A 22,291-nucleotide genomic window follows, 5' to 3' on the forward strand; every position below is an offset into this window, starting at 1 on the left:
GCCATTGCCCGCAAATTGCGCTATTACGCCGATCCTGAATTCAAGGGGCTGTTCCAGCCGCATGACCAATAGTGAGAAAGACAATCGAGAATGAATGATCAATCCCCCTCCCCGGCCCTCTCTGACGAAGAGCTGCGCGAAACCCTCGATATGGTCGGCACCGTGCTGGCCAGCGTGTCGGATCGGGTCGATGCCCAGACCAGTGCTATGGATCGCCTGAACAAAACGGCGACAGAGGCGCGGCAGGCAGCCTTCGCGGCACAGACCCAGACCGATCCGGAGCACTATGGGGATCTGGTTGGGCAAGCGATCAATGCCCGTGTTCGTGGGCCGCTGGAAGCGATGTCCCAGTTTGCCAACTCTCTTGGAGCACAAAGCAGACACACGGATGCGGTTCTCAAAAAGGCTGAACAGGACAAATGGGAAGTCTTCAGAGACATTCGGGAACAGGAAAGAGAGATCGAGCGCTTCAAAACCCGCCTGCCCTGGTTTGGTCTGGGCGCCGTCGTTTTGACCCTTGCGCTGGCAGTGATGCTGCCTCGTTTCTCAGCAATCAACAGAACCACATGTGCTGTCTTTGGTGGGGCTTGGGTCCAGACAACAGTCGGAAACTTCGCTTGCGTTCACTATCAGGATTGAGGTTGCCTATGAGTTATCCACAGATCCCAGTCAGCCAAGTGGGTGTTATATATGTGTTAGATTCTGTGTTACGAGAATCGGTGACTTTCCAAGTCTTTGATTTTACACATTGAAATACCTCTATTTTAGCCGCTCGGTGGGTAGACTATCGAAGAACGGTGGGTAGACTATCGAAAAAAGGTGTGTAGAGTATCGAAGAACTTGGCACTTTGGTGGGCAGAGTGTCGAAAATGGTGGGTAGACTATCGAATAATGGCGCGACCTAGAAAACGAACTGCCCTGCTTCCTCAGAGGCATACGGAGCCAGACCTGTTTGTGTGTGATATTCTGGACGCTACACCGAAGAGCGACCGGGCTTCTATGGAGCATCCTTTGTTCTCGTTGTCGGTCAAGAAAGACATGGCAGCGTTTGAATACCAGCAAGGCAACGTGAAGGTGAAGATCACGCCAGCGGCCGAGGAAGGTCGTGCAAATGTCTTTGATCGGGATATTCTGATCTATGTGTTGAGCCAACTTATGGCTGCTAAGAATGAAGGTCAGGAAATTGGTCGCCGTGTCCAGATTTCAGCACATGACCTGCTGAAAGCCACCAACCGCCATACAACAGGTCAGGCTTATGCAACGCTGCGCCGTGCACTTACCCGCCTCCAGTTCACTCAGATCGAAACCAATATCCACGACCACGGCGTTGGAGAATGGCGTTCCATCTCGTTCATTACCGATGCGCGGATCGTCAAGGAAGATTCCACAGGGCGCTTATTGAGCGTAGAACTGGAGATGGGTGACTGGCTCGTCAAAGCCATTGAGAACAAGAATGTTCTGACCCTTCACAAAGCATACTTTCAGCTTCGGAAACCCCTGGAACGCCGACTGTACGAACTGGCACGCAAACACTGTGGTAAGCAAGAAGTTTGGCGGATTGGTCTCGATAAGTTGCAGCACAAAACTGGATCGACATCTACTACCAAGGAGTTCAAACGGCTCGTCAAGGCCATCTGCAAAGCGGATGAAGAACAGGCGCATATGCCCGATTATCGGTTTAGGTTGCTTCACGATATACTGGAGGTATCGCCTAAGTCTGAATTCCTAGAATTATATCAGGAACCTACCGACAACGGAGCGACAATCTCCGTGCGCCTCTCACCTGAGACTTATGAGAGAGCACGGGAAGCCGCACCGACCTGGGATGTTCATTTTCTAGAACAGGAATGGCGTATGTGGATGAGCGAGCCGCCACGCCATCCCGATGGTGCTTTTCTTGGATTTTGCAGGAAGTGGTATGAGAGAAAAGGACGGGCACCATAACAGATAACAGGTAACCGTTATCTATTGACTGTTATCGGTTACCTGTTATCTGTTATTAAAAAAGAGGGCAGAACATGACACAGGTAATCAGCGTTGTGCAGGAAAAGGGCGGAGCTGGGAAAACCACGCTGCTCACTGCAGTCGCCAGTCTGATGGTCGAAGATGGAGCTAGAGTTGCAGTGATAGATACCGATCCGCAGCGGCACTTGGAATCCTGGGCCAAAAAGGATCAGACCGATCTTGACTGGCTATATGAAGAGAACGACGAAAAACTCATTCCAACCGTTAAGGCGCTCAAGAAATCCGAACAACCCTATGATGCCATTTTCATCGACACGGCCGGGTTCAAGTCGGCAATGGCAATGCACGCGATTGCGGCTGCAAACCTGATCCTTATTCCCTCCAAGGCCAACGAAGCTGACGCAAAGGGCGCAAAGCGAACATATTCCCACGTCCAGAGCGTCGCGGAGACTATGGAGAAGGAGATCGCCTCGTTCGTAGTGATGATGGATGTTGATACCAACACAAACATTACGCAGGCGATTACCGACGCACTCGATGCGCAAGAGATACCGCGTCTTCGCGCAATGTGCGCACACCGGACCGGGTTCAAGGAAATGACTTCAACAGGAGCCGGGCCGCAAGGGTCTGCCAAGAGGTCTGCACAATCGGTATTGGCGGATATGCAGGGAAGGGGGCTTATCAGTTACTACAGGAGCGACGCATGGCAAAAGTCAGCGTAAATCTCGATGACGACTTCGACAGCGATGAGGCCGCGACTAAAGTGCGTGAGCTGGCCGCGCCGTTACCGAGTGTGAGTAAAGCCAAATCCGCTGCACTGAAAGACGCACCGCGTGTCCAGTTTTCATTCACTAACGTTCCGAAGCCGATCAAGGATGCATTTGACCAGGAGGCTGAGCGCCGAGGGCTCAGCAAAAAAGAGTTACTTTATGAATGCTTGCGGTCTGGTGGAATTGAGATACCAGATGCCGACGAGATTGATGGCCGCAGGAGATAACAGATAACTGTTATCTCGCTGACCTAGATCCCAACTAAGCCTGCTTGGCACGTACATCACCAATGAATTCCGCCACAGACCAGAGCCATCCCCGCTGAGCTTCAGTATAGCTGTTTTGAATAGGGCGGGGCACGACAAGCTGAAGACTTGAAGCCTCCATTTGGTCGGTTTGCGGCTCCGAAATCCCCGGCTCCAGAGTCAGAAGATGCTTGCGACTTATCTTCTCCGCTTCGGCCAGAACCTGCCGCCAGCGATCCTTGCAGGTGGACTTGGCCCCAAGCATTGTCAATCGGACATCACCCTCGACTGGGGCAGCCTGATATGTTGCAAGGTCCGGGAAAAGGAAATCCGGTTTGTGCTTGTGTTCAGTTACTGCACCACGAACATGTCGAATGTTATGGGCCATTAAGACGGCAGCCATATGGTTTTCCAGAGAGTGACCCATACGGGACTTCCGGCGGTTCTGAACACTCAGAGAAAAACTGATGAACCCGTCAACATCTGTACCTTCGTCGCTTACGAACCCAGCCTCGATCCGTGAGGACACTACCTTGCGCTCCAGTCTGCGAAACAATGCCTCTTCATGATCGAGCCACGCTATCAGCGCGGCGTCAGGGTCGTCCTCCGCACGAACCTCGGGCAGGGTGAGACGGGCCAAATCGGAGAACTCCGCTGTTTTGGGAAAGGTAGTGCCGAATTTCTCGATGATGCTGTCCAGCTTGTCGGCTTCCGGTTCCTCGAACTCGATTCCCAACTCGTCCAGAATGAAACGTGCGGCAAAATCCAGCTCTGGCTCCTCGTCGGAGAACTCACGGGAAACAAAAGATTTGCCTTCGGGGCGCAGACCGAACAACCAGAAAAGCTGCTGCTCGCTGGTTGATCCTTCCGGGGCCACAATAAACCACAGAACGCCGCCCTGATCCTTTGCGAGGAATAGGGTATCCCCGGCTTTCATGGCCTCGGTCACAGGGTTTGAAGGGTAGTAGAGTCGCCATTCGGCGGCGCGAGGTTTGTTGATCCGCGCATCATAGTGCGTAGCCCAGCTCTCCTCGGTGAAGCCCTCCTGATCGCCGCCCAGCCAGATGTAGATCGCAGGGAACTTTTGCTGATGGATTTCGCCCAGGAAATCATCCCGCATTTTACGGGTCGTCCCGACTTCGTGCTGGTTGGATGATTTCGGCTCTGCATCGACGGCCGACAAACGCTTGACCCCGACGCCCTCAAAATAATCAGATAACTGGCCGCGCTTCATGACCGCTCACCTCAAATGTTTTTATACCCGATTTCAACCATATAGAGCATTGATCGACAACCTCGTCGAATGGCAGGCGGGCCTTTCCTTTCAACGCGCATTCCCAGATCATCCCGACACGCCAACCTGAATCCGCAAGCGCCTGATACTGTGCCAAATCGCGGGCAATGTTCTTGCCGATCTTCTCCCGCCAGAAATCTTCCCGGCTTTTGGGCCAGCGGAACAGATGGCACTCATGCCCGTGCCAGAAACAACCGTGAACAAAAAGAACTGCGTTGTACCGGGGAAAGACCAGATCGGGACGGCCGGGCAAGTCTTTCCGATGCAGCCGAAACCGGAAACCTGCCCGGTGCAGCGCCGAACGGATCGCCAACTCGAGTTTCGTGTTTTTGCCACGGATGCCGGACATCATCCGGCTCCGCGTGGCAGGTGAGACGATATCTGCGGGCATTACGCCCCGGCGCGTGCCGCTTCCAGCATTTCAAGATGTTCGGCAGGCATCTCACTCGCGGCGTAAACGCCCGGTTCTGCTAGGGGAAGCTGTGCCTGCATGGCCTCGGAAACTTCACGGCCGTCCAGCACCATGGCGTCCGCAATGCGCGACTGCATGAGCTGCGCAACGGCCTTCACCACCGGCACAACCACCGCATTGCCCATCTGGCGATAGGCCTGCGTATCAGAAACGGGAATTTTCCAATCCGTCTTGCCGGGTTTCTCGAAGCCCATCAGTCGGGCACATTCGCGTGGCGTCAGTCTGCGCGGGCGGTTGCCTTTCTGTGCGATCAGGATTTCCGAGCCGTCTTTGTAGTACCGTGCTGACAGGGTGCGGGCCACGTCGTTCGGTCCGAACAGGGAAAACCCGAAACCGTTTCCGGCGCTGCGATGCTTTTCCTTGTACCCCTGAAGATAGGTCCACATGTTTTCTGTCAGGGTGTATTTCGGATCGACTTTCTTATCGAGGATCGTTCCGAGGGTAGGGCCGTCGCCATCCGGGATGGCGAGCTGGTCAAAATCAAACTCGATGCTGTGATCCTTGAACCCGACAATAAAGATGCGTTCACGCTTCTGCGGCACCCAGGGGGTCGAGCTGATAACGCGATAGGAGACTTTGTAGCCCAGTTCGTTTTCCAGAACATGCATGATTGTGGCAAAGGTCTTGCCGCCGTCATGACGCTCAAGGTTCTTCACATTCTCCAGCAGGAACGCGGGCGGGCGGTGATGGTCGATGATCTTCGCCAGATCATAGAAAAGTGTCCCTTGAGTGTCACAGAGGAAGCCATGCGGACGGCCAAGTGCGTTCTTTTTGCTCACACCGGCAATGGAAAACGGCTGACACGGAAATCCCGCCAGCAACACATCATGTGATGGAATTTTTGCAGGATAGTTGGCCCATGGGCGCACGTCTTCGGCGAAGACATGATCGCTGTCAGCCGGTTCCGGGAAATTCGCCTTGTAGGTTTCCCGGCTGAAGCGGTCCCACTCGGCGGTAAAGACGCAGCGGCCACCGATCTCTTCAAACGGAATCCGGATACCACCAACACCAGCAAAGAGATCAATGAACCGGAATCCTGTTGCACGGCCCTTTGTGCAACGGGAATTTGCAATCTCGCGCAGCTTTTCCAGCTTCAGGGCGTCGATGCGTTTGCCCTCACCTTTGACATGCCGCCGCACAGTCCTGTCACTGATCCCCAGGAAGCTGGCCGCTTCCTCGATGCCCAGACCGGCGCGGTCCATCAGCTCTCCAAATTCGGTGCGTGGATGCGCGTTCATGCTCAATACCTCTGTGTCATTTATTGACAATATGTCATAAAGAGTCCCAGATGATTTGACCACCCTGTTTCTACACTTGTTCATATTTTGTTCTTAGGGTCGATCAGATTCAAGCTGCTAACGCAACATTCAAGAAGCGTTCGATTTCGAAACTTCCGGAGCCAGTCTAGGGATGCTCGTGGCATGCGCATATTGCGCACATGTGTCGGACACAGTGCGTCAAATACATACACATAGCATTTATATTTGTAATATTTGACAAATGTTACTGTGTTATTAACATATATGAGTCTTTAACTTGGTTCACCTGAGGAATGTTGTGCGAGATAAACGTGGAAAATTCATAAGCTTGGCGGAATCTCGGGTAAACCGGGCAATCAAAGACATCCGACTTATCGGCAATCTCTCTAACCGTAGTGCCTATGCGTACAGCGAAGATGATGTTCGAAAAATTTTCCGGGCACTCCAGAAGGAGCTGGACACCGCAAAGAGCCGATTTGGCGGAGATGCAGACTCACGTGAGGAAGGGTTTCGTCTCGAATGAATGTGCAACTAAAAAAGTCCTGGAGCTGGATTTGGCCCAATGTTGGTGCAACTCCGATAAACCAGGGCCTCGACTCGGAAATGTTCGACCGATCGGATTTTCCGTACTACGAAACCTTCGTGCGTGAGGCCATTCAGAACAGCCTGGATGCACGCCTTGATCCGACGCAGCCGGTATTTGTGAACTTCACTTTTTGTTCGGACGGGATCGGCCCGCGTCGCGCCTTTCTGGAGCAGGTGATAGAACACCGCAAAAGCGCAGGGCTGGAGATACCACCGGAATGGTATGACGGGCACGTCCGCTGGCTTTTGGTTGAAGACTTCAATTCCAGAGGCTTGAGTGGTGATCTGGGCAGCCGCACAAGTGACTTCTGGAACTACTGGCTCAATTTTGGCCTTTCCAACAAGGACGGCTCTGGCAGGGGAGGGCGCGGTATCGGTCGCGTCACTTTTCTGATCGCCTCTCGCCTGCAATCAGTGATTGGATACACAAGACGCGCCGACGATGGGGCAAGCGCTATCTGCGGCATGACGGTCCTGCGAGCGCAGGAAGATGGTCATAACCTGAAGTCCACTCACGCCTATTTGGCAGACGCTGAAAACGGCAACATCTATACACTCCACAACTCACCGGAGTTTCATGATCGGATACGAAGCACGTTTGCATTCGAGGGCTATGATGGTGATCACCAGAGCGGCCTCGGTCTCGCTATTCTCTATCCCCATTCTGAATTGAAGCCGAACGGCATTCTTGCGGCTGCCATCGAGAACTTTGCGCCCGCTATCATGAATGGAACCCTCGCTCTCAATGTGGATGGTCGCGTACTGGACGCTTCGTCTATTGAGGAAATCGCTCTCGATATCGCAGAGCACCTGAACGACGAAGCCGTCAGAGCCAACGTTGCAAGATATCTGAACCTTGTCCGCCGCGCCCAGGAAGAAGCCTCACCGCACACGATCAAACTTACGCACGCTTTAAAAAGTGATCTGGAACCGCTGCGAAAGACGGCGGCGGTCAAAGCATTGCAGAAACAGATAGCCAACGGGCAGGATGTGGTTCTGGAAATCGTTTTTCCCCTGATGCGCAACGGTATCGAGAAAGAAGTCACTCTGCGGGCAGCGATAGGCGCGACACTGTCCGGACAGCGTCCGATTGACCGTTTTTTTCGCGAAGGAATGAGCCTGCCTGACGTCAGGGCAAAAAGCCCCGGTGAACTAGATCTCGTAATGCTCGTTAGAAAGGGCGAATTGGCGACATATCTGAATTTCTGCGAAGGGAAGGCGCATCTGGATCTGTTGGAGTCGAAAGACGTCCGCCAGAAACTGGAAGACCAAGGCTTTGACGGACCACGTGCCAAACGCCTCGTCAAAAATCTCCCTATGGAGCTGAGGCTTCTTCTGACACCAGATATAACCGCGCCGGACGCACATGTTTTTGATAGCTACTTTTCGATACCCTCCGACACACCAGGCAAAAAGAAGAAGCCCAACAAGCCGGATGATCCGCCAGATCCGCCCCCACCTCCAAGACCTCCGGTTTTCAGAGTCGAGGCGCTCGATGACGGCCTGCGGATAAAGGCCAATCCCGAGTTCTCCGATTGGCCGGTAAACGTCACAGTTGGCCTTGCCTATGCCGATGGTTCAAGACGACCTTCGTGGAGTCCGTATGACTTCAAGTTGGAAAGCCTCAATCTGGAACACTCTGACTGTGCGCTGACCACGGACAAAAACAAGGTAAAGGCAGTCAATTGCGGGCCTGACACCGAGATCAAGATCACCGGCTTCGACACGAACCGTGAATTGGATACAAGCATAAGGCCGTGGAAGAATGCGTAAGAGGATCAGACTGACCGGGCGCAAACAACTGGCACGCTCCGCTGTCGAGGCAAAGGTAGTCGAGGTTGGCGGCAAGAAACTGGTCTCTATGACGATTGCAGATCCCAAGGCTTTTAAAAAGATGCCGGACACGGCGCGTGTCAAACTTCGTCTTTTCGAGAACAAATTCTCTGAAACACTGGAGTTCGGAACTTTGGGGGCGATGAAAACTACTGCTGAAATTAAGAGCGGTGCGTTTTCGGCTCCATCATGCCAACTGCGGGTTGTGGCTACAAATAACGAACAAAAAGGGCTTCTTCTCGGCAGCACCGATACTTGGACGATGCGCACAGGTGGCGATGACCAGGACGGCACAGCCAGCGAAGGCATATTGCTCTTTCAGCCCCACGAAATCGCGCCAAGAACCTGGAAGCTCGACGTGCGGGAAGATGACTATCCAATCGTCTATATCGACAAAAAGATACCGGACTCACGCACTTGGGTAAGAAACGACCCAATCTTCGTGAGCTGCGTGCTGCCCGCTATCATCCGCGAGGTGTTTGACGATATTCTTTTTGCCAATGCTCCTCCCGAGCAAGCATGGGCCAAGGATTGGCTGGGATGGGCTGATACGCTGATGCCCGGTCGGGCAATTCCGTGGACCGATGGCCGTCAGCAAAAGCAGGTTTGGGTCAATGATCTTCTCGACAGCTTTTGCCAGCGTCATGGCGTTCTGGAGATGCTGGTAGGCAAGCTCAAGCAGGAGACCATATCATGACCTCATACACCGCCCTGCGCAGGTTCAATGAAAATGGTCTTGAGGCCTTTGAGAAGGTGTTCACCGGCCAGATCGATGATGCTGTTGTTGACCCAACTGATCCTGATCTGACCTCCTCGGTGCAGGGTACTAAAACCTTCGCAACCAAAGATTTCGCGACCGCCAAAGACATGGCGGAAGCCGTACTTGCTGCAATTGGCACCGCCAATCTATTCGAACTTCTGCCTGACACGGGTTTCTGGGCATGGCTTACTTTTGCGATGCGCGATCAACTGTTCAAGAAGTCGGGGGATGGTACGATGAAGGTCGGTGAGGTTCATCGCTGGTATCCGAGCAACCCCAACGATTGGCAGAAGGGCCAACGCCATCTTGTCAGGATGCCCGTACTTCTCCTGAAAACACTGGGGGATGACGCAGATCATCTTCTTTGCGGCACACCGGCAGTTCTACCTGAAATCCGAGAGCAACTGACCAGTCAACAGGACATGTTTAATCCGGCGTTTCAGCAGGTTGCTCGAACACTTTACTTCAACGATGCCACCGGCGCGCTGAAACGCGGTGCTGGTGGAAAAAGCGGAGGTACGCCGCGGAGACTGGCGAAGGTGCGCCAGCAACTGGATGTGACATGGGACCTCGAAGAACGTGAGCCAAGCGAGATTATTGCAACTTTGCCAGCCGAGTTTTCGCGCTTCAAGCCCGAAGCGACTCCTTCTTGATATTGTGACATAAGGCAAATGCGATGGGTAAAATTCGGAATCCAGTCAGATTCTCCGAACACTATGGGATTGATGCGGAAGAGCTTGAGGGCCGAGGTATTCTCGACCCGACGCTAAACGCCGATACCAAGCTCTTTATTGATCCTCTTTTGCTCGAAGATTCCAGCCACACAGAGGTTTCGAGCAACGCCCGTCAGACCTACGAAAATCATTTTGGAACCATCATCAAATTCCTGGCGAAAGCGAAGTCTCCATCAGATGTGGCATGGAAGAGCGCGGCGCGCCTACTAACCTTTCCTGAAATCAAATGGACCTGTCTTGGGTATGGCGCGCAATCGGTTTCCGGCAGTGGTTCCGGTTCCGAAATGACCAACCAATACATCGACACGGCGCGTCAGATCGTTGAACTTGGTATCGAAGACCCGGACCTCTTCGTTGCCATGGCATTGTTTGAGAATGGCGTCGGACCTGATCGCATCAGCGACATGACTTCGAATGTCATCGTGGGCGACCTAATCGCGCTCAACGAGCGCATCTTGCCCGAACTTGGGGTTCCCACGCAGCCCATGACCATCTCGCTGAAGAATGGAAAAACCTACACAGGCCAGTTGGCGGCAAACCCTTACATAGGCCTGGAAGACCCGGTGATCCTCGTGCCGAGCGACATTCTTCGCGATCTACCAATTGCCGCAGATTGGTCCGATGTTGCCGACGCCGCCTCGAAGAACGCTCAGCTTCGCTCGCGCGTGAATGACCAGATCGCGCGAATGTGGCGTGTTAAGAGCAAGAAGGATAAAGATGAAATCCGCCGGTGGGCATTGTCCGACAAGGCGTCATTCCAAACATTTATGGAAATGCTGCGCGGGGCTAGCCCGACCGCGTATGACATGCATGGCGACCCGTTGGGCGAGGTGTTCTGGCGCAAGATCGCAGCCGCGTTGGCCGAGGCAGAGCCATTGGCTATCTCAGCTCCGACCAAAATGGACCTGGCTGGCGTTGAAAGTGTGGTCAAGACCATCATCGAGCAGTTCCGCTTTTTGATCGAGGATCGGCGGTTCTCAGAAGAACTCTACCACCAGGGAAAGCCTCGACCTGAGATCGCTGCGCAGCGTCTGTTCTTCGCCGTGGCACATGCCTACTGTAAGGCCAACGATCTTGATCTCACACCTGAAGCCGAGACCGGCAATGGTCCGGTGGATTTCAAAGTGTCCGCAGGTTATTCAGGGCGTGTTGTCGTGGAGATCAAGCTTTCCCGAAACCCGAAGCTGGTGGACGGGTACACCAAACAGCTTGAGACCTACAAAACAGCCGAGGAAACTCTGTCTGGCTTCTACGTGGTAGTTGACGTTGGACACATGGGGCGGAAGGACAAGCGTCTACTTGACGCCAAGAATGCCGCAGGTGCACGAGGTGAGACAACTTCTCCTATCCTTTTCATAGACGGGTCTCGTAGGGCGTCAGCTAGTAAGCTATGATCTTCCTTGCGTGCACTATGCTCGCCGTACAGTCCGCTCACTGACCTTAAACAGCCGCGCGATCTCTGAGACCGCGCGGCTTTCCACATCCCGCATCCGCCGTACTTCATTCTTTTGGTCGGCTGTTAGGGCAGGGGGCCTGCCACCGATACGGCCCCGCTTGCGCGCGGATGCAAGCCCTTCTCTGGTCCGCTCGGAAATCCGCTCCCGCTCGAACTGGGCGATGGATGCAAAAACATGGAACACAAGGCGGCCGGCCGGCGTCGTCGTGTCGATGTCCTCGGCCAAAGATCGGAAGCCGGCACCGCGCTCGCGAAGCGTTTCGACGATCTCCAACAGGTCTTTCAGAGACCGCGCCAGGCGGTCATATTTGGTGACGGTCACAACGTCGCCGTCGCGTAGCTGCTCCAGCATCTTGTCCAGCTCCGGCCGCGCGCGCTTCGATCCGCTGATCCGATCCGCGAAAACCTTCTCGGCTCCGGCTCCGGATAGGGCATCCATTTGTGAATCGAGGCTTTGGTCGTCCGTGCTGACGCGGGCATATCCGATGATCATGCCTAAGTGTGACAAAAACCTGCCAAAACCGCAAAGGTTTTGCCGGGGGTTTTTGTCCTAGCTAAGCGGTTGATCCTGAGTAGGGTAGGGTGCGCGGCCAAAAACGACCGTTATTGACCGAACGTGCGTCATCGCCCACGGCGTCACTCGGGTTACCGGCTGAGGAATGTCCCGGACCGGGGATCAGGTCCGGAACACTCTTTAACTATCTGCAGGAGCAATCGCGGTCGCAATAGCATCGACGACCTCGGTTCTGCTGAGAATTGTAGTATCGATGACCTTCGCACCATAGCGGATGACCATCTCGTCGATGAGAATATTCTCCATCCGGCAAAATAGTTCTGGCGTCTGGATCACTGCCAGATCATCGGGGGCCACTTCCTCCGGCGCTTCGCGGCGACGCATCTCAAGTCGTTCCTGCCGCGCATCAAGGGATGCCGTCAGTACCACAGCATCGTCGAAGTTCGGATAGGACGGATCGTCCAGCAACCGGGCAAAACTTCCGGCCAGCTCAGCATTGCCGCGCGCCCGGTAATAGCATAGTGACCGAAGAGCGATTGTGCTCTCTTGGATGCGCGCATTAATTGGCGGTGAATAGAGATCAACGTCAAGCGCAGCCGCAGCCAGATATGCATGTCCGAGGTATTTGCTCTCAAGCCCATCAACGCGTCGCAGATCATCCGCCACCTTAAAGAGCGGATTGTTTTCCGCGAACGCATTCCGGCTGATGTCGATGCGCGGCCGAAACCGCGACACCAGAGATTTGCATGCAGTCGTCTTGCCGGCAAGATCAAGACCTTCAACGAGGAAAAGTTGACCGTTCGTCATCGTCTCAACCTCCATCACTCTGTCCAATCGACGCGTACTGTAGCGGCACCCATGCGATCTGACCCACGACGCACATGGCTTTCGTATGCCGCCGCCATGATCGCGACGCCAAGTCGGTGGGCCGAAAGATCAGAGGTTAGTTGCCTTGTCGGCAGAAGGCCGCCCGCACAAGAAACGAACTCGGTCAACGATGCCATCTTGGCGCGTTCTGATAGAAGATATTTGCCTTTGTCGTGGGTAAGGTCTGCTGCGTTATAGCGCGACAAGCGCTCGGCACCTTTGATCAGACCATCGTTCTGGACGCGGACGAGCTCAAAGTGATTTGGTTCTCCGACTTGCGCACCCTTCGATTTCCGGCCGTCGTGTTTGTCCTCAGCCTGGAGAGTTTCGACACGAATGCTTTGCATCGGCCCCTGATCAATATGCCATAGCTCGCGTTTCAGGCGGCCCGCCAGTTTGTACCAGTTCTTCGGGGTTTCCAGCGTTGAGCGAGCCGATACCGTATCGTGTTGAAGGTGCAGATTGGCAGTGGTCATTACAGCACCGTTGCGTACCGCTTCGATCGTCACGTGAGCGTCTACCTCACCCATCCGGCGGCCAAGCATCACGAGCTCGGCATCGCTGATATCTGCAAGACCGACGCAATCCTCACCAAACAGCCGCGCCCACTCTGCATTGGGCATGGCAGTGACCAGGGCGTCCGGCTGCCGGAAGCTTGAACGAACAAGCAGATAGTCCGGGCGGGCGTGCGACCACGTACCGGCTTTGAGCATACGGACGATCACATCGATCAGGTGATACCCTGAGTGAGACAGCTTTCCGGTTCCTGCCAAATACCCATGGTAACCGACATTGGTCAGCTCGTTGCCGACCCGCATCTGGCCATCCGCATGAGCGGCCGTAATATTGGTAATGGGGTGTCCTGTTTCTGCGAGGGTTTCTGCGACCCATTCAAAGTTGCGAACCCACGCATCCATGAACGGGCGTTGCGCGTTTAACATCGCGCAAATCCCGTGCTTGACTTTGGCTTCAGCGTATACGTTGTTCAACTCTTCGAAGTCATCAAAGATACCGCGAGCGGCTGACAGTGAGTTGACAGCGTTTGGGCGCGTTGTGACCGGCTTGTCAAGGAACAGGTGCAACCCGTTTCGCAAGGCCCAAAGAGCAAGCCCCAGATGCGCTTCTGGCGGAACGCTAACTGCAACCGCCGTTATGTTGTACTTGCGAACAATACGGTTAAGCTGAGCTTCGGAGCGGGCGTCCAAGTGGTAAGGCGAGATCGGATCGATGTAAAAGACCTCTTCGGGTCGGGCAGTGCCGCATTCGCTGAGCCGTTTCTCAACCGCTTTACGATTTGAGGAAAGATCGATCCCGACAGGGCAAGAAACTGCATAACCCATGCCGACCATCTTCGACAGATGTTTGTTGATCGTACGCTCCCAGTGAGGACCGAGACCAAACTGAATCATCCTGACTGGGCGGGCCAGCGCAGTTGTGGTTTGCGGCTGTGGATAATGTTTCATTTTCAGGTTTCCCTTCGCTAGAGATGTGAGCCGCTAAGCGCGGCGAGGAAGTCCCGAAGGACATCCAGTTTGTGCGATGAGAAGCAGCAAAATCACAAAGAAATCATCTTGAAAGTCATTTGAATTCAACTACTTAACCTTGAATTAAGCAGTTTTTCTGTTAATGAAATTAGGTATCCTGTACACTCGCAATTTCTGAGTGGAAGGAGTCTTTACGGTGGTCGAAAAGACGATACGGGTGCTTGAGTTTGGCGAGAAATTTCGACACCTCGCAAGCATGCTTTATGAACCTGGTGGACAGCTTGTTGACCCAGTCAGAAAGATGGTCCGCGAGAGACTTTTACAAGAGGTCAAGAGGTCAGTTCGCGTCGATTCTGCGATTTCTACAGTCAATCAGAAAGTTATCGCAGATGCACTTGAGATGGCTCAAAGCACCCTTAGCCAATACAAGAACTATTCCCGGCCCGCTGCTGAAATTGGCTTGCTCGTTGACGTCTCGTCACTTCTGGGGATTGGACCGACAGAGGAAGAGCTGAGAGACCTCATTCGACAATATCGCCTGATGAACTCTGCTCGGCCAGTTGAAGATATGGTGGAGCTGTTTGAGATCCTGAGCTTATGGCGAGGTGAAGGTGCGAACTACCAATGCTGGGTCGCCTTTTCTGGGACCGCTGAGCAGATTGCCGATGCTCGACAAAGAAAGCTCCTTTTTCCCAAATATGACGATCAAAAGTTCGAAAGGGATGCCTGCTCCGATAATGCGGAAGCGCGGTCCAGCTTTGGCCTTCGCGCCGCGGCGTTCAAAGCGATGTTCAACAACCAATTTAAGAACCTGTCTTTTTGCCTGCTTAGGCATAAGCACGGAATGCCCGGATTCCCTCCTAGGCAGCTAAACAATGCGCATGGAACCGGCGATGGTCACAACGACATCATTCATTTTGAGACGGTCGCGCTCGAAGAAGAACAGCAGATTGGCTCAAGGGAACGAGAAGTAGCGTTTAGCTCTGATTTCAAACCGGGTGAACTAGCCAAGCGGATCCACGGTTGCTTGTCTTCAGAACGCCCCAAATTATTCGTTACGCCGGAAAGCGATATTGAGAAGTCAGTCCTCTATGGCGGCCGGCTAAAGCGCGAGGGCGTGGGTTGGGGGTCGTTGGAGCACGTGATGGCAGGTTTTGCCTTTTCCCGCGAGGTGGCAACGAAAATCGTTAGGGATGTCCGTAAAAGCCAAAACCGGTTCCAGAGCCTTGCACTTATATCTTCGCCGGGCTGTGGGTTGTCGCTCTGTCTCGCTGAAGTCGTGGAAGCTCTCTTGAAGGACCCCGGCATCAATGTGTTTTGGGCTATCGATAATCCGGATGAAACCATCAAGGTAGTCAGGGAACTACCTGAAGATTTATCTCAAATTCTTAGATCTGCCGATAGAGTCGCACGCGGTGCGAAGCGTTTTGTATTTGTCATCGACGACATCTCACACTGCAGCCCCAGGGAACGAAACCGATTGGCAGCTCTAATACACGATTGCAAAGCCGCATGTGAGGACTCTCCAACCCTCTCTGTGACTTTCATTTCCGGTCTGGGGTCCGACCGTCCAGATTCGAATTATGGATTACTGCATGATGATACGGTCCATCACCTCAAGTTGACTCAGAATGATCAACACGCATGTTATGATCTCACCGCCCATGTTGAACCAAAGATCATAGAAGGGCACGAAGAAGGCCTCGCCGGGTTGTTGGAGTCAAAACCGTTTGCGAGTGCTTGGGAAGACGACCCTCAAGCGTTCATCGACTACTTGCTCAGATATGCGCAACCAACTAGGGAAGCCCTTGATCATTGGATTGCTAAGCGTGTTGAATCAGATCAGATAGTTCTTGCAGTAGCCCGGAGCCAAATGCTCGGGCTATCGTTTCAGGAGAGTGTCGCGAAGGCGTACCTTTCAGATATTGGCGAGACGGGTGTTGAAACGGCTGAGCGAATTTCAAGCCGTTCTAACACTCTTGTTGTGCGGGTGATGGATTGGATCGGCGTTGGCTTATCATGTGCATGGCGGGCCCGTATAACACTGGAGTCGGCCAACAAGCTCGACATCGATGAACTAACGGCATTCTATTCGAAGGTCGTTCGCCTATCGATTGAATTACACCGTGTCGGACGAGTACGGCCCGACGACATTCTTGAGTATGGCAGACACGTGATTCAGCGTCTGTCTGAAACGAAAAACAGGTACTGGTTCCCGGGGAGCTTTGATGTTGCCCAGTGCGTGGTGTCGAGCATTTTGCTTGATATAGCTTGGCATTCAAAAGACTGGACGGCAAAGCACAATGCCAGGTGGGCTGGTACCTTGTCCGCTGTTCTTTACAAGCAGGGTAGAAGCGACATCTCGTATCTTGTGGATCGCGTTGAACTCGCATCGGTGATTGGCCATCTATGCGAAAGAGCCATCCTCGTTCCAGAGCGCAGCCAAACAGTCGCTACCGCAGCAGACATTGTACCAATCTTTAAAGCTGTAAGCAGACTTTATAAATCTGGCCTTGCGCCAGCAACCAGTGAAGAGCTTCTTAAAACGCTCCTTATTAACTGGAAGGTAGGAGACATCAAAAGCCTGATCGCCAATATTGCAGAACACGAGGTTGATCGGCCAAACTACCGGGCAAATGAACTCGTCAATATCTATTTCCAAGTTCTTTCTTCGGCTCAAATGGCGCATTCGAAGGATCTCAAAGGTGAAGCGCGTAAGGAATGGGTATACGAAAAGAGACTTGAAATGTGCAGTTGGCTATATGAGGCTGAGGCTTGCTTACGGAGCCACAATTTTTCGTTTGATGCAGAGAATTGGCTACTCATAAGCAGGGCTGCCCCGATCACGCGATCTGATCGATCCGCAGAAGCGCCATCCGAACGAATTGCTTCAAAAATTGATGCCCTCAAACGTGCGCGTGCTTGTGTTACCGCCGATCCCTATAAGCAGGGTCGATGGAGTTCCAAGGTTAATCGGCAGATATCAATCTTTAAGAAGAGCATGCCAAATTTCTCAGACCTGCTTGAACCTAATGGAGGCTTGACCCAGTGACTGAACAACGCCGCGTTTGTCTGATTGAAGTGGGTAGCTACTCAATCAGGTTCTGGATCGCTGATTTTGACGAGCATTGGAAATTCCGAACGGTTTTCGTTGACGAGGAAGATCGCGAAATTCGACATTTCGTGAATCCGGAGATCCCAGACGAACGCGACATCGCTTCAGTGAATGTCACGGTTTCTCATTTGCTTGATAAAGCTCGGGAATTTCGCTGTGATCTCGTTGCTGCTTTTGGAACGGCGCTATGTCGAAGAATAGACGAAGTGCACCCCGGGAAGCTCTCCAAAGGTATTCGCGTTCTTTCCAAGGCGGAGGAAGCATTGGCCGCCCTAGCAGCTGGTTCAATCTGTGAGGGTGGAAGGATCCGAAATGGCGAAGTGATTGTCGTTGACGAAGGAACAGGGAGTACGGAAATCGCGCAGGGACTGTGGACTGCGGGGGGAATGAAGAACGTAAAGTCGGTAAGCTTTGACATTGGTAGTGCCCGTTTGAGCGAGATGTTTAAAGCTGCACCAAGTGAATACCTAGGTTCGATCCAAAAGCACTTGCAGTATATAGATGAAAGAATACGAGAAAGTGGAATGAATATAAGCCAAAGCGGTCGGCTTTATCTACTGGGAGGGGTCGCAACTAAGATTGCTTGGCTTCAGGTCAGGAGATCTCCTTCCGAATACTACAAGCCGAGCCTCGTGAATGGCTTTAGCTATCCGTGCTCTCGCCTTATCGATGAGTACAAAGATTTATATGGGCGATATGAAAGCAATCCAGTTGCTGCTGCTGAATATGTTGATGATCGACCAGAACGAGAAGACGAAGTACTTAGGGTTCTTTCTGGATTGCCGTTTCTAGCACTCGTTCTGCTGAGGGTTTATGGTGGGCAGCTTATTCGGACGAGTGCTTTCTCTATCCGACATGGGGTTACCTTTCTTGTCTGTGCTGGTGCACTACGCCTTTAAACTCACCGCGAGAAGATAGGTCACAGTGGCTCACCATTCAGCAAGATCGCCTTGCGTACGTTAGGGGTTTCGTTTTTCATCCATCTCTCCTTCGACGGCCATACAAGTCTGTCTCAATAATCATCTTCAATGACTGAGGCCTAAGTCACGATCTATCTCCCTGTCGATTTCGCGCTCGTGTTCCGGTTCATCGCCGTGATCCCGCGCTGCACCACGCCCGCCCTCTCGCTCCAACGTCTCACGCTGCTTGTTCAACACTCCTTCCAGCCGTTTCTGGATCGACGGCTTGTCCGCGCCACCATCGTCCCGATCTACCTCGACCTCTTCTGACCGCCCCAGAGTTTCGCGCAAGCGTTCATTGAAGCGCTGCAGCCGGTCTGGCGGTTCTTCGACACTCTGCCCACCAACCTCCGGCTCTTCCCTCCCGACAATGCGCGCCAGTCGGTCCCGAATGTTGCCGTCGCCGCGATCCGTATCCCGGTCTTTGCTGGCCGCTGCTCGAAGCGCAGCCAGCCCGGCCGACACGCGCCCCTGCCCGGCCTCACGCTCGGCCCCATAAGTGTCCCGCGCCAGCTCCAGACGTTCCCGCATGTCGACAAAGAGCGCCCGCGCCTGGCGGGCCGCATGAACCGCCCTGCCCCGCTCGGTGACAGGTTCATAGTCGCGGCCCTCACGCTCGGCCGCACGCATCTCGCGGCGTTCCATCGCATTGGCCGCAGGCCCCATCTTGACCTCCGGATCACGATCCAGCTCCTCGGCCTTCAGGGTGTCGCCCTGACTCAGAGCATCCTCCCGCTGTGCCTCCAGAGACCGGTGATCGACCCGTTCCACTTCCCCCACCCGCTCCAGCGCGCGGTTCTGTAGCCCTGCCCAAACCTCGCGCATCTGCTCGATCTCTACACCACCGGTTTTCGCGGAATCGAGCACACGGGTCTTGGCCGTGAACCCCTCCGGTTCCAGCTTCCGGGTGGTGGTCAGAACATGGGCATGGTGATTGCGCTGATCTCCTTCCCGGTGCGGCGCGTGGATCGCCACATCCACCGCCACGCCGTAGCGGCTGACCAGCTCCTCAGCAAACTGGCGGGTGATCTGCGACCGGTCTTCGGCGCTGATCTCGGAGGGTAGTGCCAGTTCCCATTCGCGGGCGGTAACGGAATTGCGCCGGGTCTCGCTCTCCTCGGCCGCATTCCAGAGCGACGCCCGATCCTGTGCCCAGGACGGCGCATTCTCGGGCGTCAGAATGAAGGTCTCTTCGATGCCACGCTTGGCGGTGTAATCATGCATCCGCCCCTCGCGCTGACACTCGATGCGCTCGCCCGCACGGTACGCCGCCGCCGCGGTCGAAGATCGTCCCGCGCTGCGTTTGATCGTCTTCACGGAAAGGTGGTAACTGGCCATCCGCCCTACCCCGCTCCGTGATACGACGAATGCTGACGCGCGCCGCTACTGACCCCGGCCCATGTTCCGGCATGGTCCACCGGGTCAACAGTCTTTTTCCCTCCGGCCCCAGCCTCGTGGGGGGCGGGCCTGCGGGAAAAAGACAGCCCGCACGAAGTGGTGCATTGCACCTCTGAGGCGCGGGCTTGCCGATGCGGTCCACCAATCTCCCCAGCCATATGGAGGACCGGAGATTGACGGCACACATCGGCGGTTTGCCTGGGGCAAACCCAGCGGAGATCAGGGGCTACATCACCACAGATCGACGCCAACCGGAACGGCAGTCCCAAAATCGAGACCGATGCCCCACGGTTGGGGCCGGTCCGATTTTGGGACTGCCGTTCCGGCCGCAATCCAACCGCGCAGGTTGGCATGGGATGGTTTGGAAGGGGCGGCGCGCCCTTCCATATCGATGCGGTTCGCATCGAAGGGGATGGCCATCGGCCGGGGCTTTGCCCCAGAGAGATCGCACGCAAATCTTGGAGCCACAGGCGAAGAGTTTGCATAAGTGCGCCCTTGTCCTTTACAGGCCTACGGGTACGCGCTAAGGACGAGTTTATCAATGCATGATTCAACTCTAGATTATTTTCCCAGCAAGAGCAGTGATATGGCAGAGACAGAACTCGAACGTGCCGAGAAACGATTTGCCCAAGCCAAGGCCCGCCTTCAGGCCGTGCGCAACCGGGAAGCCACGAAGCAACGCAAGCTGGATACACGGCGCAAGGTGATCCTGGGCGGCGCGCTCATGGATCTGGCCGAACGGGATGCAAGCGCTGCGGCAATGATGGAACGGTTGATCCGGAACCTCTCGCGGGACCAGGACCGCAAAGCCTTTGCAGATCCCGATACCCCCTCCCCGGTTCCGGCATCCGGTTCAGAACAGCCAAATGGTGATCGATGAGCTGGGCGTTCACGGCGTTTCGCCTTCTGGCCGGTATCGGGTTGATCGTATTGACGGCTCCATTCGTACTGTTTCTCGCTGCCGCCTATCTGCTTATTGCCACTTTGATCGGGGCAGCCGTTCTGGCTCTCATCCGGCATTATGGTCTGCACGTGCCGATCTCGGGCGGTCCCACCAGTTTCCTCGACTGGGCTGCCACCATCGTAGTTTATGGCTCGGCCTGGGGCACGGCAGTAACGCTCCTGATCGTGAACACCGGCATCGGTCTCTGGTCCCCCCGCAAGGCCGACGACAGCCATGGTTCGGCCCGGTTCGCCGACCGGAGAGACCTGGCCGATCTGGAAGCCTCTGACGGGCTTCTGATCGGTCGCAACCCTCATACCGGCCGACTGTTGCGCTACGACGGTCCGGCACATCTGCTGACCCTTGCGCCGACCCGGGCGGGCAAGGGCGTGGGTACCGTCATCCCGAACCTGCTTATGGCGGAGCGCCCGGTCCTGGTCATTGACCCCAAGGGCGAGAACGCTCGGATCGCGGGCAACGCCCGGCGACGGTTCGGGCCCGTTCATGTCCTCGACCCATTTGGGGTCAGCGACCCAGGCAAAGTCACGGGGATGACATCGGCGGCGTACAATCCATTGGACCGGTTGTCTCCGGACAGTCTTGATCTTGGAGAAGATGCCACCTCACTTGCCGATGCGCTGGTCATGGACCCGTCGGACCAGGTATCGGAAGCGCACTGGAACGAAGAAGCCAAAGCCATCCTCGGCGGACTGATCATGTTCTGCGTCTGCCATGAGGAGCCGGGTCGCCGGTCCCTCGCCACCGTACGGGAATATCTCACCCTGCCCCCGGATCGGTTGCGCGCTCTGCTGGAGCTGATGCAGGAGAGCGACGCGGCGCATGGTCTGGTTGCACGTGCCGCCAACCGGTTCCTGGGCAAGGCAGATCGGGAAGCGGCTTCGGTTCTGTCGAATGCACAGCGTCACACCCATTTCCTGGACAGCCCACGGATTGCAAAATGCATGGCGCGCTCCGATTTCCATTTCTCCGAGCTGCGCCACGGGATGACATCGGTGTTTCTGGTGCTGCCGCCCAATCGGCTTGACGCCTATAGCCGCTGGCTGCGCCTCCTCGTCTCACAGGCGCTTCAGGACATCGCTCGGGACGCAGAGGCGGCACAGACACCCGGAGTGGCCCTGGACGGCGCTCTGAGCGCCTCAGAGGTCCCGCATCCGGGCAAACGGGCCTTGCCCCCTGCCCTCTTCCTGCTGGACGAGTTTGCAGCGCTTGGCCGCCTGGAAGCTGTCGAGCGCGCCATGGGGCTGATGGCAGGCTACGGGCTTCAACTCTGGCCGATCCTGCAGGACATGAGCCAGCTCAACGCGCTCTATGGAAAACGCGCGGGCACCTTTGTCGCCAATGCCGGAGTGCAGCAGGTGTTCGGGGTGAACGATCTGGAAACGGCCCAGTGGTTGAGCAAGATGATTGGCCAGGAAACCACGGGCTACCAGACACAAAGCTACAAACCGGGGGATGCGCTCTCGATGACGCAGAACGTCACCGGCCGCGATCTTCTCACCCCCGATGAAATCATGCAGGTCCATCCGGACAACCAGCTCCTGCGTGTCCAGGGCAGGCCCACGGCCATTGCCCGCAAATTGCGCTATTACGCCGATCCTGAATTCAAGGGGCTGTTCC

19 protein-coding genes are annotated in these 22,291 nt (G+C 54.9%); 12 read left to right on the top strand and 7 right to left on the bottom strand.

The window, feature by feature from the left end; translation table 11 throughout:
- Positions 1-90 precede the first annotated feature (90 nt).
- The 4 genes from GS605_RS20600 to GS605_RS20615 all read left to right on the top strand — a co-directional run bounded on the left by GS605_RS20600 (position 91) and on the right by GS605_RS20615 (position 2,962).
- A complete protein-coding gene (locus GS605_RS20600) occupies positions 91-639 on the top strand; it encodes a hypothetical protein (protein ID WP_171725167.1) in 549 nt (182 codons plus the stop codon).
- 315 nt (positions 640-954) lie between these two features.
- Entirely contained in the window at positions 955-1,944 is a 990-nt protein-coding gene (locus GS605_RS20605; protein ID WP_371807787.1) for a replication initiator protein A, read from the top strand.
- A 74-nt stretch (positions 1,945-2,018) separates the two neighbouring features.
- A complete protein-coding gene (locus GS605_RS20610; protein WP_171725169.1) occupies positions 2,019-2,687 on the top strand; it encodes a ParA family protein in 669 nt (222 codons plus the stop codon).
- Positions 2,669-2,962 carry a hypothetical protein gene (locus GS605_RS20615; RefSeq protein ID WP_171725170.1) on the top strand — a complete coding sequence of 98 codons (294 nt, stop codon included), beginning with the start codon at positions 2,669-2,671 and terminating at the stop codon, positions 2,960-2,962. Before GS605_RS20610 ends, GS605_RS20615 begins: the two co-directional genes overlap by 19 nt.
- 34 nt (positions 2,963-2,996) lie before the next feature.
- On the opposite strand, the gene GS605_RS20620 is transcribed toward GS605_RS20615, so the two are convergent.
- Genes GS605_RS20620 through dcm form a run of 3 tightly spaced genes read right to left on the bottom strand, consistent with a single transcriptional unit; the run spans position 2,997 to position 5,984 of the window.
- Entirely contained in the window at positions 2,997-4,214 is a 1,218-nt protein-coding gene (locus GS605_RS20620; protein ID WP_171725171.1) for a type II restriction endonuclease, read from the bottom strand.
- Positions 4,192-4,665, bottom strand: coding sequence for a very short patch repair endonuclease (locus GS605_RS20625; RefSeq protein ID WP_171725172.1), 474 nt, complete (start codon positions 4,663-4,665; stop codon positions 4,192-4,194). The genes GS605_RS20620 and GS605_RS20625 overlap by 23 nt, the downstream gene beginning before the upstream one ends.
- Positions 4,665-5,984 carry a DNA (cytosine-5-)-methyltransferase gene (gene dcm, locus GS605_RS20630; RefSeq protein WP_171725173.1) on the bottom strand — a complete coding sequence of 440 codons (1,320 nt, stop codon included), beginning with the start codon at positions 5,982-5,984 and terminating at the stop codon, positions 4,665-4,667. Before dcm ends, GS605_RS20625 begins: the two co-directional genes overlap by 1 nt.
- Positions 5,985-6,524: 540 nt before the next feature.
- On the opposite strand from dcm, the gene GS605_RS20635 reads away from it, so the two are divergent.
- The 4 genes from GS605_RS20635 to GS605_RS20650 are packed head-to-tail and all read left to right on the top strand — an operon-like array spanning position 6,525 to position 11,311.
- The gene (locus tag GS605_RS20635; RefSeq protein ID WP_171725174.1) at positions 6,525-8,363 is read left to right on the top strand and encodes a hypothetical protein; all 1,839 of its coding nucleotides are present in this window, start codon (positions 6,525-6,527) and stop codon (positions 8,361-8,363) included.
- On the top strand, positions 8,356-9,120 hold the full coding sequence (locus GS605_RS20640; RefSeq protein WP_171725175.1) for a hypothetical protein: 765 nt from the start codon (positions 8,356-8,358) through the stop codon (positions 9,118-9,120). The genes GS605_RS20635 and GS605_RS20640 overlap by 8 nt, the downstream gene beginning before the upstream one ends.
- Positions 9,117-9,836 carry a hypothetical protein gene (locus GS605_RS20645; protein ID WP_171725176.1) on the top strand — a complete coding sequence of 240 codons (720 nt, stop codon included), beginning with the start codon at positions 9,117-9,119 and terminating at the stop codon, positions 9,834-9,836. Before GS605_RS20640 ends, GS605_RS20645 begins: the two co-directional genes overlap by 4 nt.
- Positions 9,837-9,859: 23 nt before the next feature.
- Complete coding sequence (locus GS605_RS20650) at positions 9,860-11,311, top strand: hypothetical protein (protein WP_171725177.1); 1,452 nt, start codon at positions 9,860-9,862, stop codon at positions 11,309-11,311.
- Between the two features lie 15 nt (positions 11,312-11,326).
- On the opposite strand, the gene GS605_RS20655 is transcribed toward GS605_RS20650, so the two are convergent.
- The 3 genes from GS605_RS20655 to GS605_RS20665 form a co-directional block, all read right to left on the bottom strand.
- Positions 11,327-11,866 (bottom strand): recombinase family protein, encoded by a 540-nt coding sequence (locus GS605_RS20655; protein ID WP_171725178.1) that lies wholly within the window; start codon positions 11,864-11,866, stop codon positions 11,327-11,329.
- Between the two features lie 201 nt (positions 11,867-12,067).
- Positions 12,068-12,709 (bottom strand): hypothetical protein, encoded by a 642-nt coding sequence (locus GS605_RS20660; protein ID WP_171725179.1) that lies wholly within the window; start codon positions 12,707-12,709, stop codon positions 12,068-12,070.
- Positions 12,709-14,217, bottom strand: coding sequence for a Gfo/Idh/MocA family oxidoreductase (locus tag GS605_RS20665; protein ID WP_171725180.1), 1,509 nt, complete (start codon positions 14,215-14,217; stop codon positions 12,709-12,711). The genes GS605_RS20660 and GS605_RS20665 overlap by 1 nt, the downstream gene beginning before the upstream one ends.
- Positions 14,218-14,434: 217 nt before the next feature.
- On the opposite strand from GS605_RS20665, the gene GS605_RS20670 reads away from it, so the two are divergent.
- The gene (locus GS605_RS20670; protein ID WP_171725181.1) at positions 14,435-17,290 is read left to right on the top strand and encodes a hypothetical protein; all 2,856 of its coding nucleotides are present in this window, start codon (positions 14,435-14,437) and stop codon (positions 17,288-17,290) included.
- Positions 17,287-18,252 (top strand): hypothetical protein, encoded by a 966-nt coding sequence (locus tag GS605_RS20675; RefSeq protein ID WP_171725182.1) that lies wholly within the window; start codon positions 17,287-17,289, stop codon positions 18,250-18,252. Before GS605_RS20670 ends, GS605_RS20675 begins: the two co-directional genes overlap by 4 nt.
- Positions 18,253-18,378: 126 nt before the next feature.
- On the opposite strand, the gene mobQ is transcribed toward GS605_RS20675, so the two are convergent.
- Positions 18,379-19,650: a MobQ family relaxase gene (mobQ, locus tag GS605_RS20680; protein WP_171725183.1), complete on the bottom strand. Its 1,272-nt coding sequence runs from the start codon at positions 19,648-19,650 to the stop codon at positions 18,379-18,381.
- A 646-nt stretch (positions 19,651-20,296) separates the two neighbouring features.
- On the opposite strand from mobQ, the gene GS605_RS20685 reads away from it, so the two are divergent.
- Together GS605_RS20685 and GS605_RS20690 are read left to right on the top strand one after the other, a co-directional pair.
- A complete protein-coding gene (locus GS605_RS20685; protein WP_171725184.1) occupies positions 20,297-20,590 on the top strand; it encodes a mobilization protein in 294 nt (97 codons plus the stop codon).
- Positions 20,587-22,291: type IV secretory system conjugative DNA transfer family protein (locus GS605_RS20690; RefSeq protein ID WP_171725185.1), on the top strand; the 1,705-nt coding region annotated here is incomplete at its 3' end. The genes GS605_RS20685 and GS605_RS20690, both read left to right, overlap by 4 nt.

Origin of the sequence: Ruegeria sp. HKCCD7559 (assembly GCF_013110575.1) — a bacterium.
GTDB lineage: Bacteria > Pseudomonadota > Alphaproteobacteria > Rhodobacterales > Rhodobacteraceae > Ruegeria.

What these genes read in the sequence shown, in the direction of transcription:
- GS605_RS20685 (WP_171725184.1), top strand. Translation starts at nt 20,297, where the DNA reads ATGGCAGAGACAGAACTCGAACGTGCCGAGAAACGATTTGCCCAAGCC.
- GS605_RS20640 (WP_171725175.1), top strand. Translation starts at nt 8,356, where the DNA reads ATGCGTAAGAGGATCAGACTGACCGGGCGCAAACAACTGGCACGCTCC.
- GS605_RS20625 (WP_171725172.1), bottom strand. Translation starts at nt 4,665, where the DNA reads ATGCCCGCAGATATCGTCTCACCTGCCACGCGGAGCCGGATGATGTCC.
- GS605_RS20660 (WP_171725179.1), bottom strand. Translation starts at nt 12,709, where the DNA reads ATGGAGGTTGAGACGATGACGAACGGTCAACTTTTCCTCGTTGAAGGT.
- mobQ (WP_171725183.1), bottom strand. Translation starts at nt 19,650, where the DNA reads ATGGCCAGTTACCACCTTTCCGTGAAGACGATCAAACGCAGCGCGGGA.
- GS605_RS20610 (WP_171725169.1), top strand. Translation starts at nt 2,019, where the DNA reads ATGACACAGGTAATCAGCGTTGTGCAGGAAAAGGGCGGAGCTGGGAAA.
- GS605_RS20600 (WP_171725167.1), top strand. Translation starts at nt 91, where the DNA reads ATGAATGATCAATCCCCCTCCCCGGCCCTCTCTGACGAAGAGCTGCGC.
- GS605_RS20665 (WP_171725180.1), bottom strand. Translation starts at nt 14,217, where the DNA reads ATGAAACATTATCCACAGCCGCAAACCACAACTGCGCTGGCCCGCCCA.
- GS605_RS20620 (WP_171725171.1), bottom strand. Translation starts at nt 4,214, where the DNA reads ATGAAGCGCGGCCAGTTATCTGATTATTTTGAGGGCGTCGGGGTCAAG.
- GS605_RS20635 (WP_171725174.1), top strand. Translation starts at nt 6,525, where the DNA reads ATGAATGTGCAACTAAAAAAGTCCTGGAGCTGGATTTGGCCCAATGTT.
- GS605_RS20650 (WP_171725177.1), top strand. Translation starts at nt 9,860, where the DNA reads ATGGGTAAAATTCGGAATCCAGTCAGATTCTCCGAACACTATGGGATT.
- dcm (WP_171725173.1), bottom strand. Translation starts at nt 5,984, where the DNA reads ATGAACGCGCATCCACGCACCGAATTTGGAGAGCTGATGGACCGCGCC.
- GS605_RS20645 (WP_171725176.1), top strand. Translation starts at nt 9,117, where the DNA reads ATGACCTCATACACCGCCCTGCGCAGGTTCAATGAAAATGGTCTTGAG.
- GS605_RS20655 (WP_171725178.1), bottom strand. Translation starts at nt 11,866, where the DNA reads ATGATCATCGGATATGCCCGCGTCAGCACGGACGACCAAAGCCTCGAT.
- GS605_RS20615 (WP_171725170.1), top strand. Translation starts at nt 2,669, where the DNA reads ATGGCAAAAGTCAGCGTAAATCTCGATGACGACTTCGACAGCGATGAG.